Origin of the sequence: Bradyrhizobium sp. 62B (assembly GCF_030272265.2) — a bacterium.
Classification (GTDB): domain Bacteria; phylum Pseudomonadota; class Alphaproteobacteria; order Rhizobiales; family Xanthobacteraceae; genus Bradyrhizobium.
In genome coordinates this window covers 681549-698547 of record NZ_CP092841.2, presented here as the reverse complement: position 1 = coordinate 698547, position 16999 = coordinate 681549, and the positions used below count along the sequence as shown (strand labels likewise).

The window sequence follows — 16999 nt, the reverse complement described above, 5'->3', positions numbered from 1 at the left end:
ACTACCGCGCTTTCTCCTTCAAATACGCGATGATGTCAGCGCGATCCTGCGCGTCCGGCACGTCGAAAAACATCTTGGTTTCCGGCACCATGGCCTGCGGTCCGACCAGCCATTTGTCGAGATTGTCCTCGGTCCAGACAATCCCTGAGTTCTTCAGATCGGCCGAGTAGTCGTAGCCGGGCACGCTGCCCGCCTTGCGGCCGACCACGCCCTTGTGCATCGGACCGACCGCGTTCTCGTTGATTGAATGACAATCCGCACAGCCCTTGTAGAGCGTCTGGCCGCGCGCGGCATTGCCGGTGGCGTGGGCAAGCCCGGTTGAGCAGACGACCGCGACGGTAGCTAAGGCCAGGCTTGCAAAACTTCGCGGGCGGGCGGGGGTGGACCGGACGTTCATGGAATCTCCTGCTTGCTTCACCGCAAACAGGATCGTCCGATCTGAATTTTATTCCGGCCCGCGGGGCGCGATTTAAGCGCCCGCGTCCATGTCGCCCGCCTCGCGCTGGCCGCTGAGCCAGAGCGCGAGCAACGTCCAGAACGCGCCCGACAGCAGATACGCACCCGATGCGATGACGCCCAGATTGGTGGCGAGCAGCAGCGCGACCAGCGGCGCGAAGCCGGCGCCGAACAGCCAGGCCATGTCCGAGGTCAGCGCCGAGGCGGTGTAGCGATAGGCCTGCTTGAAGTTCGAGGCGATCGCACCGGAGGACTGGCCGAACGACAGGCCGAGCAGGATGAAGCCGATCACCATGTAGATGGTCTCGCCGAACGCGCCGGCGTCGAGCAGCTGCGGGGCAAAGCCGCTATAGATCGCAATCGCGATCGCCGATCCCATCAGCAGCGATTTGCGCCCCACACGGTCGGCAATGATGCCGGAGACCACGATCGCACCGACGCCGAACACGGCGGCGACGATCTCGATGATCAGGAAGCGCACCGGGCTCTCGCGGGTGAACAGGAACACCCAGGACAGCGGAAACACCGTGACCATGTGAAACAGCGCAAAGCTCGCCAGCGGCGCGAACGCGCCCAGCATGATGTTCTGGCCTTCGCGCGCGACGGTCTCGGAGATGCGCGCGGGCTGCAATTCGCGGGTCTCGAACAGCGAGGCATATTCCTCCGTCGTCACCATGCGCAGGCGCGCGAACAGCGCCACGACGTTGATGGCGAACGCGACGAAGAACGGATAGCGCCAGCCCCAGTCGAAGAAATCGTCGGCCGAAAGATTGCCGGCGAAATAGGCGAACAGCGCGCTTGCCACGATCAGCCCGAGCGGAGCCCCGAGTTGCGGCACCATCGCGTACCAGCCGCGCTTGGAGGGCGGCGCATTCAGCGCCAGCAGCGAGGCCATGCCGTCCCAGGCGCCGCCCCAGGCCAGACCCTGCGCGATACGCGCCAGCGCCAATAGCCAAATCGCGGCAACGCCGATCTCGTGATAGCCGGGCAGGAACGCCAGCGCCACGGTGGCGGTGCCGAGCAGGAACAGCGCCGAGATCAGCTTGGCCGTCTTGCCGTAGGCACGGTCGACCGTCATGAAAATGACGGTGCCGATCGGGCGAGCCATGAAGGCCAGCGCGAAGACCATGAAGGAATAGAGCGTGCCGGTCAGCTCGCTCGCGAACGGGAACACCAGGCGCGGGAACACGATCACCGAGGCGATCGCGAAGACGAAGAAATCGAAGAATTCGGAAGTGCGGCCGATGATGACGCCGATGGCGATCTCGCCGGGACTGGCCTGGTCGTGGCCATGCTCGCCCGAGTGGAGGTCTGCCATTGCGGGGGTCTGTGCCGTCGCCATGCGTGCGCCCTTAACGTCCTGAAAACCAAAGCCGACCGCCCGGCGGGGCGCCAGGCAGACTGGGCCTGTCTGACCCAACATTCCGCACTGCAACATTGGACAAATTGTCCAATGTCCGGATTGCTGCGCCGCAGCTACCCCTTGGGCCCGCAAAGGAAACTCATTCTCAAAGGCTCGGCCCGTGTCTCGTCTCAAGATCCTGGCGCTACTACCTCTGGCTGCTGCGCTAACCGGCTGCGACTACGTCGTGCTGGCGCCAGCCGGCGATATCGCAGCCCAACAGCGCGACCTCGTCATCATCTCTACCGTCCTGATGCTCCTGATCGTCGTCCCCGTGATGGCGCTGACGGTGCTGTTCGCCTGGCGCTATCGCCAGTCCAACACCGAGGCCCGTTACGAGCCGGACTGGGATCATTCGACCGCCCTCGAGCTCGTGATCTGGTCCGCTCCGCTCCTGATCATCGTCTGCCTTGGCGCGCTGACCTGGATGGGCACGCACCTGCTCGACCCCTATCGCACGCTCGGCCGCATCCATGCCGACCGCGCCGTGGACCAGTCCAAGGCCCCGCTCGAGGTCGACGTCGTCGCGCTCGACTGGAAGTGGCTCTTCATTTACCCGGACTACGGCATCGCCACCGTCAACGAGCTCGCAGCTCCCGTCGATCGTCCGATCAACTTCCGCATCACCGCGTCCTCGGTGATGAACTCGTTCTACATCCCCGCGCTCGCCGGCCAGATTTACGCGATGCCGGGCATGGAGACGAAGCTCCATGCGGTGGTGAACCACGCCGGCACCTATAAGGGCTTCTCGGCGAACTACAGCGGCGCCGGCTTCTCCGGCATGCACTTCAGTTTTTGGGGTCTCGACGACAAGGGCTTTGACGACTGGGTCGCCAAGGCCAAATCTGCCGGCGGCTCGCTTGGCCGCGCCGAATATCTCCAGCTCGAGAAGCCGAGCCAGAACGAGCCGGTGCGGCGCTACGGCACCGTCGATGCCGATCTCTATCGCCTGATCCTCAACATGTGCGTCGAGACCGGCAAGATGTGCCAGAGCGAGATGATGGCAATCGACGCCAAGGGCGGCGCCGGCCATCAGGGCCTGAACAACACCCTGCCGCTGGCCTACGACAAATATGCCCGCCGCGGCGCCCCGCTCGGGCCCGAGCCGGCCTTCGTCGCCGGCACCTGCACGCCCGATGCGCCGCAGGGCAGAACCACGGCGTCCATCACGGCTCCCCTCGACATCGCGCCGCTCACCGGCGCCGGCCTGAAGCGGCCGACCTTCACGCCGCTGAAGTCCTCGTCGTTCTTCCTCGGACAACGTCCCAAGTCCGACTCTTGAAGTCAGACTCCTAAAGAGAGTTCGCATGTCTCCTGATCTTCTCAAGCTCATCTTCGGCCGGCTCGGCTTCGAATCGCTGCCGCTGCACGAGCCGATCGTAGTCGGCACTTTCGTGGTGGTCGCGCTCGGCGGCGCCGCGCTGCTCGGCGGCCTCACCTATTTCCGCCTCTGGGGCTATCTCTGGCGCGAATGGTTCACCACCGTGGACCACAAGCGCATCGGCATCATGTACATGATCCTCGGCATCGTGATGCTGCTGCGCGGCTTTGCCGACGCGCTGATGATGCGCGGCCAGCAGATGCTGGCCTTCGGCGGCTCCGAAGGCTATCTCAACGCCCATCACTACGACCAGGTCTTCACCGCCCACGGCGTGATCATGATCTTCTTCGTGGCGATGCCGCTGGTCACCGGCCTGATGAACTATGTCGTGCCGCTGCAGATCGGCGCGCGCGACGTGTCGTTTCCGTTCCTGAACAATTTCAGCTTCTGGATGACGGTCGGCGGCGCGGTGCTGGTTATGGCCTCGCTGTTCATCGGCGAATTCGCCCGCACCGGCTGGCTGGCTTATCCGCCGCTGTCGAACATCGGCTACAGTCCCGATGTCGGCGTCGATTACTACATCTGGGCACTGCAGGTCGCCGGCGTCGGCACGACACTGTCAGGCATCAACCTGATCTGCACCATCGTCAAGCTGCGCTGCCCCGGCATGACCATGATGAAGATGCCGGTGTTCACCTGGACCTCGCTCTGCACCAACGTGCTGATCGTCGCCTCCTTCCCCGTTCTGACCGTCGTGCTCGCGCTGCTCTCGCTCGACCGCTATGTCGGCACCAACTTCTTCACGAACGATTTCGGCGGCAGCCCGATGATGTACGTGAACCTGATCTGGATCTGGGGCCACCCCGAGGTCTACATCCTGGTTCTCCCGGCGTTCGGCATCTTCTCCGAGGTGACCTCGACCTTCTCCGGCAAACGGCTGTTCGGCTACACCTCGATGGTCTACGCCACTGTCGTCATCACCATCCTGTCGTATCTGGTCTGGCTGCACCACTTCTTCACGATGGGCTCGGGCGCCAGTGTCAACTCGTTCTTCGGCATCACCACGATGATCATCTCGATCCCGACGGGCGCGAAGATGTTCAACTGGCTGTTCACGATGTATCGCGGCCGCATCCGCTACGAGCTGCCGATGATGTGGACGATCGCCTTCATGCTGACCTTCGTGATCGGCGGCATGACCGGCGTGCTGCTGGCGGTGCCGCCGGCCGACTTCGTCCTGCACAACAGCCTGTTCCTGATCGCGCATTTCCACAACGTGATCATCGGCGGCGTTGTGTTCGGCGCGTTCGCCGGCATCTCCTACTGGTTCCCGAAGGCGTTCGGCTTCAAGCTCGATCCGTTCTGGGGCAAGCTGTCGTTCTGGTTCTGGGTCACCGGCTTCTATCTCGCCTTCATGCCGCTCTATGTGCTCGGCCTGATGGGCGTGACCCGCCGCCTGCGCGTGTTCGACGATCCCAGCTTGCAGATTTGGTTCGTCATCGCCGCGATCGGCGCGGGCCTCGTCCTGCTCGGCATCATGTGCATGCTGATGCAGTTCGCGGTGAGCTTCCTCAGGCGCGAGCAGCTCAAGGACGTCACCGGCGATCCCTGGGACGCGCGTACGCTGGAATGGGCGACCTCCTCGCCGCCGCCGGACTACAACTTCGCCTTCACCCCCGTCGTTCACGACAATGACGCGTGGTGGGACATGAAGCGCCGCGGCTACCAGCGCCCGCTCACCGGCTTCAGGCCGATCCACATGCCCAGCAGCACCGGCACCGGCATCATCCTCGCCGGCCTCGCCACCGCGATGGGTTTCGGCCTGATCTGGTACATCTGGTGGCTGGCGGCGTTGAGCTTCATTGCGATGCTCGCCGTCGGCATCGGCCACACCTTCAACTATCACCGCGACTTCGACATTCCGGCTGAAGACGTCATCCGGACCGAGGACGCGCGCACCAAACTGCTCGCCGGAGCCAAGTAAATGACCGTCGCTGTCAATCCTTCACAAACCGGCGAGCCGGTCTTCTACGTCGCCGAGGAGCATCCGCATCCGGAAGGCTGGAGCACCTCGCTCGGCTTCTGGATCTACCTGATGAGCGACTGCCTCATCTTCGCGATCCTGTTCGCCACCTTCGGCGTGCTCGGCGGCAATTACGCCGCCGGCCCGGCGCCGAAGGACCTGTTCGACCTCAACCTGGTCGCGGTGAACACTTCGATGCTGCTGCTGTCGTCGATCACCTACGGCTTCGCCATGCTGACGATGCAGCAGAACAAGGTGGCGCAGACGCAAATCTGGCTGGCGATCACCGGCCTGTTCGGCCTCGCCTTCATCGGCATCGAGCTCACCGAGTTCGCCCACATGATCCATGAAGGTGCCACGCCCCAGCGCAGCGCCTTCCTGTCGGCGTTCTTCACCCTGGTCGGCACCCACGGCCTGCACGTGTCCTGCGGCCTGATCTGGCTGGTGACCTTGATGGTCCAGGTCGGCAAGTTCGGCCTGATCGAGGCCAACCGCCGCCGCCTGATGTGCCTGTCGATGTTCTGGCACTTCCTCGACGTGGTCTGGATCGGCGTCTTCACCTTCGTCTATCTCCTGGGAGTTCTGCGATGAGCACCGATACCCACGCCGCCCATGCGGACGATCATCACCACGAGGGCGGCCACGCCCACAGCACATTCTCGGGCTACATGCTCGGCTTCGTGCTCTCGGTGGTGCTCACCGCCATTCCGTTCTGGCTGGTGATGAGCGGCGTCCTGCCGAGCAAGCAGATCACCGCCCTCGTCATCATGGCTTTCGCGGTCGTGCAGATCGTCGTGCACATGATCTACTTCCTGCACATGAACACGACGTCCGAGAACGGCTGGAGCATGATGGCCCTGATCTTCACCATCGTCATGGTGGTGATTGCGCTGTCGGGTTCGCTGTGGGTGATGAGCCACCTCAACAGCAACATGATGCCGATGCACCAGATGAGCGGGATGAAGTGAACGAAATCGGGACCGTGACAGACAGGGACGGTGCGCCGCGCGGCAAGGCTGCGCGCGCCCCGTCCCTGTGGCTCACGGTCCTCGCGCTGATCGTCTTCGTCGTTCTGATCGCACTCGGCATCTGGCAGATCGAGCGCCGGGCCTGGAAGCTGGCGCTCATCGACCGTGTCGAGCAGCGCGTCCATGCGACAGCCCAGCCGATCCCCTCACCCGCCTCATGGCCCGCGGTCAGCGCCACCAACGACGAATACAGGCATGTCAGCGTCACCGGCCGCTTCCTGCATGACCGCGAGACACTGGTCCAGGCCGTCACCGAGGAAGGCCCGGGCTATTGGGTGCTGACGCCGCTCCAGCGCAGCGACGGCACGCAGGTCCTGATCAACCGCGGCTTCGTTCCGTCGGGGCGACGTGCCGCATCGACGCGCCAGGACGGCAATCCGGACGGCCAGGTCGAGATCACCGGCCTGCTCCGCATCACCGAACCCAAAGGCGGGTTCCTCCGCAACAACGTGCCGCAGCACAACCGCTGGTACTCGCGGGATGTCGCCGCGATCGCGGCGGCCCGCGGTCTGCACGATGTCGCACCTTTCTTCGTCGATGCCGACGCCGGATCACAATCCGCTGGCGGTCCCATCGGCGGATTGACCGTGGTGCGCTTTCCCAATAACCACCTGATCTACGCGCTGACGTGGTTTGCCCTGGCCTTCATGCTGGCGGCTAAGCTTTTCGTCACATTCGGCGGCGGGCTGTTCCGCCGCAAGACAGCCTTGGATGGCTTCGTCCACGAACCGGCCGGCGGCCCAGATGTCGCCGCGCGCAGGACGGGATCAGATGCTGGAACGATCGTCGAACAGGCCTGACGACGGGAAGACGCTTCCCCACGCGCTTGCTGATGGCGGGCTAGCCGTCACGCTGCAATCGCAGGCGGACGCACGCAGCGAGCTGATCGGTGCCGCGCCGACCGACAACGAGACCAACCGCAAGAACATGGCGCTGCTGATCCAGCTGCGCTGGACCGCGGTGGTCGGCCAGATCGTGACCATCGGCGCCGTGCACTTCGGCCTCGGCATCCCCCTGCCGCTGGAGCGGATGGGCGCGGTGATCGGCGCCCTCGTGCTGCTCAACGTCTCCAGCCTGATCTGGGTGCGCCACCGCGCCGCGATCACCAACAACGAGCTGCTGGTCGCCTTGATGCTCGATGTCGCCGCGTTGACCGCGCAGCTTTACCTTTCCGGCGGCGCCACCAACCCCTTCACTTCCCTCTTCCTGCTCCAGGTGACGCTCGGCGCGGTGCTGCTCGATGCCCGCTCGACCTGGTCGCTGGTCGCGCTGACCTGCGCAAGTTTTGTCTGGCTGACCTTGGCGTACCGGCCGCTTGACCTGCCGCCGAACCCGTTGAGCGAGACTTATTCTCTCACCGTGCTCGGCATGCTTCTGGGCTTCGTGCTCAACGCCGTGCTGCTCGTCGTGTTCGTCACCCGCATCAACCGAAACCTGCGCGAACGCGACGCGCATCTGGCGGCGCTGCGCCAGCATGCCGCCGAGCAGGACCACATCGTGCGTATGGGCCTGCTCGCCTCCGGCGCGGCCCATGAGCTCGGCACGCCGCTGGCTTCGCTCTCCGTCATCCTCAGCGACTGGCGCCGCATGCCGGATCTCGCCACAGACCAGGAGCTCGCCGAGGACCTCGCGGAGATGGAAACCTCGCTGCAACGCTGCAAGTCGATCGTGACGGGCATCCTGGTCTCGGCCGGCGAAGCGCGCGGCGAAGGCTCCTCGCCGACGACAGTGACGGCCTTCGTGACCGCCCTGGTCGACGAGTGGCGCGACGCGCGCTCGGCGCGGACGCTCTATTTCGTCAACACCTTCGGCGCGGATGTTGCGATCGTCTCCGACATCGCGTTGAAGCAGGTGATCTTCAACGTGCTCGACAATGCCTATGAGGTGTCGCGCGACTGGGTCGAGCTCGTGGCCGAGCGCGAGGGCGACAATCTCGTGCTGGCGATCAGCGACCGCGGCCCGGGCTTCGCACCGGAGATGCTGGCCCAGCTCGGCAAGCCCTACCACTCGAGCAAGGGCCGCGCCGGCGGCGGGCTCGGCCTGTTCCTGGTGGTGAACGTGGTGCGCAAGCTGGGCGGCAGCGTCACGGCCGAGAACCACAGGAAGCGCGGCGCCACGGTGCGCCTGACGCTGCCGCTGGCAACGCTGGCGATCGGAGGGGAATTTTGACGCCTGACCGTTCGCTCATCGTCGTCGAGGACGATGCCGGCTTCGCCCGCACGCTGAAGCGCTCGTTCGAGCGCCGCGGCTATGACGTCGTGCTGGCGGCCTCCATCGAGGAGGTGCGCCAGGTGCTGGAGGAGCGCTCCTTCGGCCACGCCGTGGTCGACCTCAAGCTCGGCGGCGCCTCCGGCCTTGCCTGCGTCGAGCTGCTGCACACGCACGACCCCGACATGCTGATCGTGGTGCTCACAGGCTTCGCCAGCATCTCCACAGCCGTGGAGGCGATCAAGCTGGGGGCCTGCCACTATCTCGCAAAGCCCTCGAACACCGACGACATCGAAGCCGCCTTCACCAAGGCCGTTGGCAATACCGAGGTCGCGCTCGACGCACGGCCGACCTCGATCAAGACGCTGGAATGGGAGCGCATCCACCAGACCCTGATCGAGACCGACTTCAACATCTCGGAAGCGGCCCGGCGATTGGGCATGCATAGGCGTACGCTGGCGCGGAAGCTCGAGAAGCGGCCGGTGAAGTAGGCCGTCCGCAATTCTCACCGCCGTCATTCCGGGGCGTGCGAAGCACGAGCCCGGAATCCATCGGGCGACAGAGACGGTGGACGAATGGATTCCGGGCTCTCGCTTCGCGAGCCCCGGAATGACGGCTGTGTCACACGGCTGCCCCCTCCAACCCCAAACAAAAAGCCCGGCCGAACGGCCGGGCTTTGATCTGTTGCGATCGAGCGAGGGGACGCTTACGCGGCCTCGTCGGCGACGGTGGTGTCGTCGCCATCGCTATCGTCGGTATCGCCCTCGGCATCCGCATCGGCTTCGCCTTCGGCGGCTTCCGCCTTGGCGTTGCGGCGCGGGCTCTTGGCGAGCTGGGCTTCGATCTCCTTGACCGCTTCGGTCTCGGTCGAGTGCTGCACCACCGCGATCTCGCGGGAGAGGCGATCGAGCGCCGCTTCGTAGAGCTGGCGTTCTGAGTAGGACTGCTCCGGCTGCGACTCCGAGCGATAGAGGTCGCGCACGACTTCCGCGATCGCGACGATGTCGCCCGAATTGATCTTCGCTTCGTATTCCTGGGCGCGGCGCGACCACATGGTGCGCTTGACGCGGGCGCGGCCCTTGAGCGTCTCCAGCGCCTTCTTCACCAGCGTCGGATCGGACAGCTTGCGCATGCCGACATTGGCGACCTTGGCGGTCGGCACGCGCAGCGTCATCTTGTCCTTGATGAAGTTGATGACGAACAGCTCGAGCTTCGCACCGGCGATCTCCTGCTCCTCGATGGCCAGGATCTGGCCGACGCCGTGAGCGGGATAGACCACGAATTCGTTGGCCTTGAAGCCCTGACGCTGGGTCACGACCTTCTTTTCCTCGACCTTCGGGGCAGCAGCGGGCTTCGCGACCGGCTTGGCGGCAACGACAGGAGCCTTGGCAGGAGCAGCAGCAACAGGAGCCTTCGGCGCGGCGGGCTTGGCAGCGGGAGCCTTAGCAGCGGGAGCCTTGGCAGTCACAGGCTTGGCAGCAGGCTTAGCAGCGGTCGCTTTCGCGGCCGGTTTGGCAGTCTTGTTAGGCATTGCGCTTCTTTTGTTCTTCGAGGACTTTGCAGCCGGCGCCTTCGTCGCGGTCCGACCCTTGGATGCGCTACGGCTGGCCGCGGCGACTTTTTTGGCCTCCTTATGGGAAGCCCTCGCTGAAGTACTCTTTTTACGCGTTTTCTGTGACACAGCCTGCGCGCGGAAACTGCCACGCCCCTGTTCGACATTTGGTTTCACGGGAACCCAGAGGGGCCAACGGGGCTGACGGGGTTCGGCTTAATGTGCCCAATATAGCACATTTCCCGCAAAAATCAATGATTTAGGGGTCTTCAGGGCTGGATTTCGGCCGCAGCGCCGCTATTAGGGTTAAGTTTGGGCCTGAATTAGTCGCCGGAGCCGGGGTTCGGAGAAAAATATTTCTCGAACTTGCCTTCCATGCCGTCGAATTCCTTGGCGTCGGCAGGTGATTCTTTCTTCTGGGTGATGTTCGGCCAGCTCTTGGCGTACTGGGTGTTCACTTCCAGCCACTTCTCGAGGCCCGGTTCCGTGTCCGGCTTGATGGCGTCGGCGGGGCATTCCGGCTCGCACACGCCGCAATCGATGCACTCGTCGGGGTGGATGACCAGCATGTTGTCACCCTCGTAGAAGCAGTCGACCGGGCAGACCTCGACGCAGTCGGTGTACTTGCACTTGATGCAGTTTTCAGTGACGACGTAAGTCATCCAACGCTCCGAAAAGCTCTTTTAAAAGTCGCGGCTTGCGTAGCGCGGATGGCCCGGCGCCGCAAGGTCGGGAAGGCCCGATCATGACGGCTTTGTGTGTTTGATCGACCAAGAAATGAATGCGAAGCGCAATTAATTGCGTGTCCCGAGCTCCTCGTAGAGCACGCGCGCCGAGGCGGCATCGCCGCGGCGTTCGCTGAAGCCGGTGACCTTCAACACCCGCACGGTGCGATCGAGCGCGACGGTGATGACGTCGCCGAGCTTGATCGCTTGACCGGGCGACTTTTCCCGCTCACCGTTGACCCGAACGTGGCCGGTCTCGACGAGCTCAGCGGCCGAGGTGCGCGCCTTGACCACCCGCGCATGCCACAGCCATTTGTCGAGGCGCTGCCGCTCGGTCGTCGTGGGTTACTCCTTGCGGCCCGACAGCTGCTCTTTCAGCGCAGCGAGTTTTGCGAACGGCGAGTTCGGATCAGCGGGGCGATCGCGCTCGCGCGGGTTCGCGCTGGAAGCGTAGGGACGCAGCGACGGACCGCCCTGGCGGTCGCGGCCCTTGTCGCGGTCGCGGCCACGGTTGTCGCGGCCCTTGTCGCGATCGCCGCCGAACTTGCCCTTGTTGTCGCGATTGCGGTCCTTGTTGTCGCGACCCTTGTTGTCGCGATCCTTGCCCTCGAAACGGCGGCTCTTGTCGTCGCGCCCCTCGGGACGCGGCGCGCCTTCGCCGCCACCTTCGCGCGGCTTGCGGAAGTCTCTTCCGCCATCCCTGCGAGGGCCGCGATGGCGCTCGTTGCGCTTCTCGCCGTCGGCGGCTTGCGCGGCCCCGCCCTCCGCGGGCGCGGCGCCTGCTTCGGCGCCCTGCGGGCGCTGATGGTGATGACGCTGGTGGCGATGACGCTCGTGGCGCGGCTTGCGGTCCTCGTGACGGCCACCGGGACGCCAGACCTCGACCAGCTCGGGCTCGGCCGGCGTGGCCGCGGCCTCAGGCGCGGCAGCGTCGGGCATTGCCGCGGCTTCCGTCGCGGCGGCCTCGGCGGGCGCGGCCGCAAGACCATCGGATTCGGCCTGCGCAGCAGGCTCTTCGGCCGGCGGCGCGATGCCGGGGGCGTCTTCAGGCGTGACGGGCGCCGAAGCTTCCAGCGCAGGCTCGGCGTCGTGCGCCTGCTCGTCCTGCGGCTCCATGCCGGGTGCATCTTCGACGGTGACCGGCTCAGCGGCTGCCTCTGCGGCCGGCGTCTCGGGCAGGCCGGCAACGGCCTCAGCCGCGGTCTCGCTCGAGGTCTCGGCGCTGCCTTCAACCGGCGGCGTCTCCGCTGCGACCGTTTCAGTCAGGGCCTGCTCAGTCGCGACGGGCTTTTGCGGCAGCGGCGGGCGCTTCTCCATGCGATAGCCGAGGGCACGCAGCACCGAGGCGAAATCCTCGCCTGCGGATCCCGTGAGCGAAGTCATCGCCTGCGTGACAACGAAGCTGCGGCCGTCGAAGGCGCCGGCCGGCTTCTCGCCGGAGGCGTTCTCGCGCCAGGCCAGCGCCGGGCGGATCAGATCGGCAAGGCGCTCCAGGATGTCGACGCGCACGGCGCGCTCGCCCGCCTGCTTGTAGCCGAGCACGCGATAGGCATCGCGCGGCAGCGCCTTGTCGACCGGGAACGAGGTCCGGCCCGAGGAGGCCAGATGCTGCGCGCCCGAGAGCGAGGACAGATCGACATTGTCCTGCTTCAAGGCCCAGAGCAGCGCGGCGAGCGCGCGCGCGGCGGGCTTGAGCAGGCCGGGGAAATAGATGTGATAGGCGCCGAAGCGGACGCCGTACTTCCGCAGCACGGCACGCGAGGGCTGGTCGAGATCCTTCAGCTCGTTGGCGATCTTCGGGCGTTCGAGCACGCCGAGCGCCTCGACGAGCTGATAGGCGATGCCGCGGGCAATGCCGGTGACGTCCTCGGCCTTGGAGAGCTCGAACATCGGCCCGAGCAGCTTCTCGATATGGGTCTTGAGCCAGAGCTCGAGCCGCGCCTGCACCTTCTCCCGGGGGCCGCCGGTGAGGCGCTCGTCGGAGATGATGCGGATGCGCGGATGCAGCGCGTCCTCTGCGGCAGACAGCCGCGCCACGGCATCGCCGGTCCAGCGGATGATGCCTTCCGAGGTCAGCACGAACTGATCGTCCGGCGCATTGCCCAATCGTTCGGCGCGCGTGTTGATCTCGCCGGCGAGCACCGCTTGCGCTGCAGCCTGCAAGGCTTTCGCATCGGAGCCCGCTTCCGCCGCATCCGGTGCAAAGGTGAAGCCGTCGAGGCGGCCGATGACATGGCCTTCGACGATGACTTCGCCGGTCTTGCCGATTTCAGTATTCAAGCTCGTGTTCTCCCGCAGGCGGCGCATCAATACACTGGTCCGGCGATCAACGAAACGCTCAGTCAAGCGTTCATGGAGCGCATCCGATAATTTATTTTCGACGTCCCGCGTAATTCCCTGCCACCGATCGGGGTCTCTCAGCCAATCCGGGCGGTTGGCCACGAAGGTCCAGGTGCGGATCTGCGCGATCCGGGCCGACAGCGTGTCGATGTCGCCGTCGATGCGGTCGGCCTGGGTGACCTGGGCTTCGTACCAGGAATCGGGGATGCATCCCTTCTGCATCAGGAAGCCGTACAGCGTGGTCACCAGCTCGGCATGGGCCGCTGGCGACAGTTTCCGGTAATCGGGGACCTGGCAGGCCTCCCACAGCCGTTCCACCGCCGCCTTGCCATGCGCGATATCGCGCACCTCGGCGTCGCGGGCGGCATGGTCGAGCACGCGCATGTCCTCGGCGATGGGCGCGCGCGTCAGCGCCTCGTGGCCGGGGGCGAGGTTCAGCGAGACCTGCAGCGCACCGAGCGAGGCAAAGTCCAGCTTGGAATTGCGCCATTGCAGCATCTTCACGGGATCGAAAGTGTGGTTCTGCAGCGCGTTGACGAGTTCGGGCTCGAATGGCGCGCAGCGCCCGGTGGTGCCGAAGGTGCCGTTGCGGGTGGCGCGGCCGGCGCGGCCGGCGATCTGCGCGAATTCGGACGGCGTCAGGCGGCGGAACTGATAGCCGTCGAACTTGCGGTCGGAGGCAAAGGCGACGTGGTCGACGTCGAGATTGAGGCCCATGCCGACGGCGTCGGTGGCGACGAGATAATCGACGTCGCCGTTCTGGAACATCTCGACCTGCGCATTGCGCGTGCGCGGGCTCAGCGAGCCCAATACGACAGCGGCGCCGCCGTGCTGGCGGCGGATCAGTTCGGCGATGGCGTAGACTTCATCGGCCGAGAACGCGACGATGGCGGTGCGGCGCGGCTGGCGCGTGATCTTGCGGTCGCCGGCAAATTCCAGCTGCGACAGGCGCGGCCGCGTGATCATGGAGACGCCCGGCAACAGCCGCTCGATGATCGGGCGCATGGTCGCAGCGCCCAGCAGCAGCGTCTCGTCGCGGCCGCGGCGGTTGAGGATGCGATCGGTGAAGACGTGGCCGCGTTCGAGATCGCTTGCGATCTGCACCTCGTCGACGGCGAGGAAGGAGACATCGAGGTCGCGCGGCATCGCCTCGACGGTCGAGACCCAATAGCGCGGGCTCTTCGGCTTGATCTTCTCTTCGCCCGTGACGAGCGCGACGGCCTCGCTGCCGACCCTTGCGGCGATCTTGTTGTAGACCTCGCGCGCGAGCAGGCGCAGCGGCAGGCCGATCATGCCGGAAGGGTGCGCGAGCATCCGCTCGATGGCGAGATGGGTCTTGCCGGTGTTGGTCGGCCCGAGCACCGCGGTGACGCCGGCGCCAGGCACACGATCGGACGCGGCGCGCTCGGAAGCGAAGGGGGAGGAGGAAAAGGGCATCTGGGGGATTAGGTAGTGGCGATTTGGGCGAATGTCAGTGCTGGATTGGGGCGGTCGGGTGCATGGCGCTATCCGCACCCGTCGCTGTCATGCCCCCAGTCCTGATGCGCCATTGCGCACTGGCCGGGCGACGACACCGCGTGCGTGGGAGCTGCTCCCCAAACCTCCCGCAACTGTCTCACTTTGCGACGCTTTTCCTGCCCGTCTTAAGCTTCGGAACGACTCTAGAACGAATCGCGGCCGAATCGCTGACTCCAGATTGAGTCCCGTTCCGTTCACGCAACATGTCGCGGGAGTCTTGCCGGCCGCAACTAGATGGAGTTTTAGGCCGCCGCACAAGCGGCGTTTGGAGGGCGGAAAGCCTTAAGTTGGGGACGGCGCGGAGTCGAATCAGAATCGGGGAGGAGTCAAATGGATTCCCGGGAGGGCCCCTCCAAACTCATTTTCGCGAAAACAACCCCATGCACAGTAGGAGGGCCATTGAAATTGCTGGATCTTTTGTGAGCCAAAAATTCCGCTCGTCATTCCGGGGCGCGGCGCAGTCGCGAACCCGGAATCCATCGTGAGACAGTCTCCGCGGCCCGATGGATTCCGGGTTCGCGCCAAGGGGCGCGCCCGGAATGACGGCGGAGGGAGGACGCGCTGCGAGCCGCCCCTCCCCCTCCAGGGGAGGGTAAACGCGACCGCCGCTGCGGCGGCGCGCCCCTACTGGGTCTTGGCCACGCGCGGCGGCTGGGCTGTGGTGATGAAGCTGGTCGCTTCCAGCATGGCGGGCCCGAGCGGCGTCGGCACTTTCAGCCAGAACGGGACCAGGATGCGGGTGCCTGCCACAGGGGCGAAGGCGATCTCGATGTTGCGCTGGGCGGCGAGGTATTTGATCACGGGGCGGTCAGGGATGTAGCCCGCGACCGGCACGAAATACAGCGAGCAGACCACGACCGGGCCGTGATAGCCCTTTTCCGCCTTCACCGTCTCCATGCGCTTGAAATCGAGCTTGAGGTCGTAGCGCATGCGGCCGTCGAACACGGGCGCCGAGTTGTGGCAGGCCTCCGGCGTAACAGGGTCGCCGTTGCCGGGCACGCGCAGCAGCGAGGCCGTCATGGGGTCCCAGACGCCGCGGCGATGGGCGTCGGTGACGACGATGCGGTCAGGATCGACCGGCGGCTCGGGCAGGATCGCAAAATCCTTCACATTGCCCTTGTCGAGCGTGATGCGGATCTCTTCGGTCTTCTTCGAGGTGGTGGTGGAGGCCTGGTAGCCGGTCGCAACCAGCGCGCCATTGACGACGCGGCCCTGGCTGGCGCCGGTGCCGGAGCCGCCGGTGAAGGATTTCAGCAGGCCCGAGGTGCCGCCGGCGGCGGCTGCCGCGAACACGTCGTCCTGGATATCGATGTTCCAGCCGCCCTTGCCGACCGGGATGCCCGCCAGCGAGGCCTCATATTGCGCCTCGAGCTTGCCCTGCGCCGCCGCGGGCATCGCGCCCCACAGCACGGCGAGCCCGCAAACCGCCGCCAGCCAGCCGGTCAGGCGCGGCCGGGCGAAGCGCGATTTGGGCGCAGAAAAGGGCATGATCAGCACAATACAATCCATGGGAGCACGCGACGGCTGTTACTTAAGCCAAAAACCGCGGCAAACAATGTGTCCGGGTGTGTCGGGCCGGGAACTCCACTGGACTCTTCGGCGGCGATTACGCCCTTTATGTGATGGTAAGGCGCGACAAACATTGCCGTTTTGGTGATCGGGCGGGTGCCGGGGGCTTCGAAAGCTCCCCCGCAGGCGGGGGAGGGAGCGCACGACCCGGGCGGCCTCAAAAGACCGCCCAAAACCTTGACGCAGGGCGCCATCCCCCCTATACGTCCGCCCGCTCCCTGCAAGGACAAAAGAATTTGCCCCCGTGGCGCCCAAAATGGCGGCCGCACTCGTTGGGGGTTCGAACTCAAGGATTTATGCCATGTCTCGCCGCTGCGAACTGACGGCCAAGGGCCCCCTCGTCGGCCACAAGGTCAGCCACTCCAACATCAAGACCAAGCGCCGCTTCCTGCCGAACCTCGTCAACGTGACGTTCATCTCGGAAGCCCTGGAGCGCAACGTGCGCCTGCGCGTCTCCACCAACGCGGTGAAGAGCGTCGACCACAATGGCGGCCTCGATGCCTTCCTGCTCAAGGCCAACGCCGACGTACTCTCCCCGCGCGCCCTCGAGCTGAAGCGCGCCATCCAGAAGAAGGTCGGCCCCTCGACCGCGCCGGCGAAGAAGGCGAGCTAAGTTTTTCAGAGATTGGGCGGGGGCTAGGTTGCGTCGCGTGGCGTAGGCTTAGCCAAGTAAGAGTTTGCGTTGCGGCCGGATCGGAAGATCCGGCCGTTTTTGTTTTTGTGGAGCAACAACCTAAGGTGTCGATCGCGGCCCGCGAATCGCACAAGAGTACTTAGATTGCTTGTAGTCGAAAGGACGTCAGATGGTGGCGCTCCGTGACTCCGTATTCATTAGTCACGCTACTCCCGAAGATAAC

15 protein-coding genes are annotated in these 16999 nt (G+C 65.2%); 8 read left to right on the top strand and 7 right to left on the bottom strand.

The window, feature by feature from the left end; all coding sequences use genetic code 11:
• Window position 1: 1 nt before the first annotated feature.
• Entirely contained in the window at window positions 2-397 is a 396-nt protein-coding gene (locus tag ML401_RS03290; protein ID WP_285809767.1) for a cytochrome c family protein, read from the bottom strand.
• Between the two features lie 72 nt (window positions 398-469).
• Window positions 470-1798, bottom strand: a complete 1329-nt coding sequence (locus tag ML401_RS03285) for an MFS transporter (protein ID WP_212065780.1) — start codon at window positions 1796-1798, stop codon at window positions 470-472.
• Between the two features lie 181 nt (window positions 1799-1979).
• Between ML401_RS03285 and cyoA the strand changes: the two genes are divergently transcribed.
• From cyoA to ML401_RS03250, 7 genes are read left to right on the top strand one after another with little or no spacing between them, the layout of a single operon-like run.
• Window positions 1980-3140, top strand: a complete 1161-nt coding sequence (cyoA, locus tag ML401_RS03280) for a ubiquinol oxidase subunit II (RefSeq protein WP_211420039.1) — start codon at window positions 1980-1982, stop codon at window positions 3138-3140.
• Window positions 3141-3165: 25 nt separating this feature from the next.
• Entirely contained in the window at window positions 3166-5163 is a 1998-nt protein-coding gene (gene cyoB / locus ML401_RS03275; protein ID WP_285809764.1) for a cytochrome o ubiquinol oxidase subunit I, read from the top strand.
• The gene (cyoC, locus tag ML401_RS03270; protein WP_211420037.1) at window positions 5164-5793 is read left to right on the top strand and encodes a cytochrome o ubiquinol oxidase subunit III; all 630 of its coding nucleotides are present in this window, start codon (window positions 5164-5166) and stop codon (window positions 5791-5793) included.
• Window positions 5790-6170: a cytochrome o ubiquinol oxidase subunit IV gene (gene cyoD, locus ML401_RS03265; protein ID WP_194405648.1), complete on the top strand. Its 381-nt coding sequence runs from the start codon at window positions 5790-5792 to the stop codon at window positions 6168-6170. The genes cyoC and cyoD overlap by 4 nt, the downstream gene beginning before the upstream one ends.
• Window positions 6167-7030: an SURF1 family protein gene (locus ML401_RS03260; protein ID WP_285809763.1), complete on the top strand. Its 864-nt coding sequence runs from the start codon at window positions 6167-6169 to the stop codon at window positions 7028-7030. The genes cyoD and ML401_RS03260 overlap by 4 nt, the downstream gene beginning before the upstream one ends.
• Window positions 7002-8399, top strand: a complete 1398-nt coding sequence (locus tag ML401_RS03255; protein ID WP_211420035.1) for an ATP-binding protein — start codon at window positions 7002-7004, stop codon at window positions 8397-8399. Before ML401_RS03260 ends, ML401_RS03255 begins: the two co-directional genes overlap by 29 nt.
• Entirely contained in the window at window positions 8396-8929 is a 534-nt protein-coding gene (locus ML401_RS03250; RefSeq protein ID WP_247311041.1) for a response regulator transcription factor, read from the top strand. Before ML401_RS03255 ends, ML401_RS03250 begins: the two co-directional genes overlap by 4 nt.
• Before the next feature lie 215 nt (window positions 8930-9144).
• Here the strand turns inward: ML401_RS03250 and ML401_RS03245 are convergent, their stop codons facing one another.
• From ML401_RS03245 to ML401_RS03225, 5 genes are all read right to left on the bottom strand, one after another.
• Complete coding sequence (locus ML401_RS03245) at window positions 9145-9969, bottom strand: CarD family transcriptional regulator (RefSeq protein WP_211420033.1); 825 nt, start codon at window positions 9967-9969, stop codon at window positions 9145-9147.
• A gap of 344 nt (window positions 9970-10313) precedes the next feature.
• Window positions 10314-10652: a ferredoxin FdxA gene (gene fdxA, locus ML401_RS03240; protein ID WP_063198086.1), complete on the bottom strand. Its 339-nt coding sequence runs from the start codon at window positions 10650-10652 to the stop codon at window positions 10314-10316.
• A 132-nt stretch (window positions 10653-10784) separates the two neighbouring features.
• The gene (locus ML401_RS03235) at window positions 10785-11009 is read right to left on the bottom strand and encodes a S4 domain-containing protein (RefSeq protein ID WP_376717340.1); all 225 of its coding nucleotides are present in this window, start codon (window positions 11007-11009) and stop codon (window positions 10785-10787) included.
• A 51-nt stretch (window positions 11010-11060) separates the two neighbouring features.
• Window positions 11061-14492: a helicase-related protein gene (locus tag ML401_RS03230; protein ID WP_285809756.1), complete on the bottom strand. Its 3432-nt coding sequence runs from the start codon at window positions 14490-14492 to the stop codon at window positions 11061-11063.
• Between the two features lie 705 nt (window positions 14493-15197).
• A complete protein-coding gene (locus ML401_RS03225; RefSeq protein ID WP_376717405.1) occupies window positions 15198-15968 on the bottom strand; it encodes a DUF3108 domain-containing protein in 771 nt (256 codons plus the stop codon).
• Window positions 15969-16443: 475 nt separating this feature from the next.
• Here ML401_RS03225 and rpmB point away from each other — a divergent pair, with 475 nt between their 5' ends.
• The gene (rpmB, locus tag ML401_RS03220) at window positions 16444-16755 is read left to right on the top strand and encodes a 50S ribosomal protein L28 (protein WP_211420031.1); all 312 of its coding nucleotides are present in this window, start codon (window positions 16444-16446) and stop codon (window positions 16753-16755) included.
• The last annotated feature ends 244 nt before the right edge of the window (window positions 16756-16999 follow it).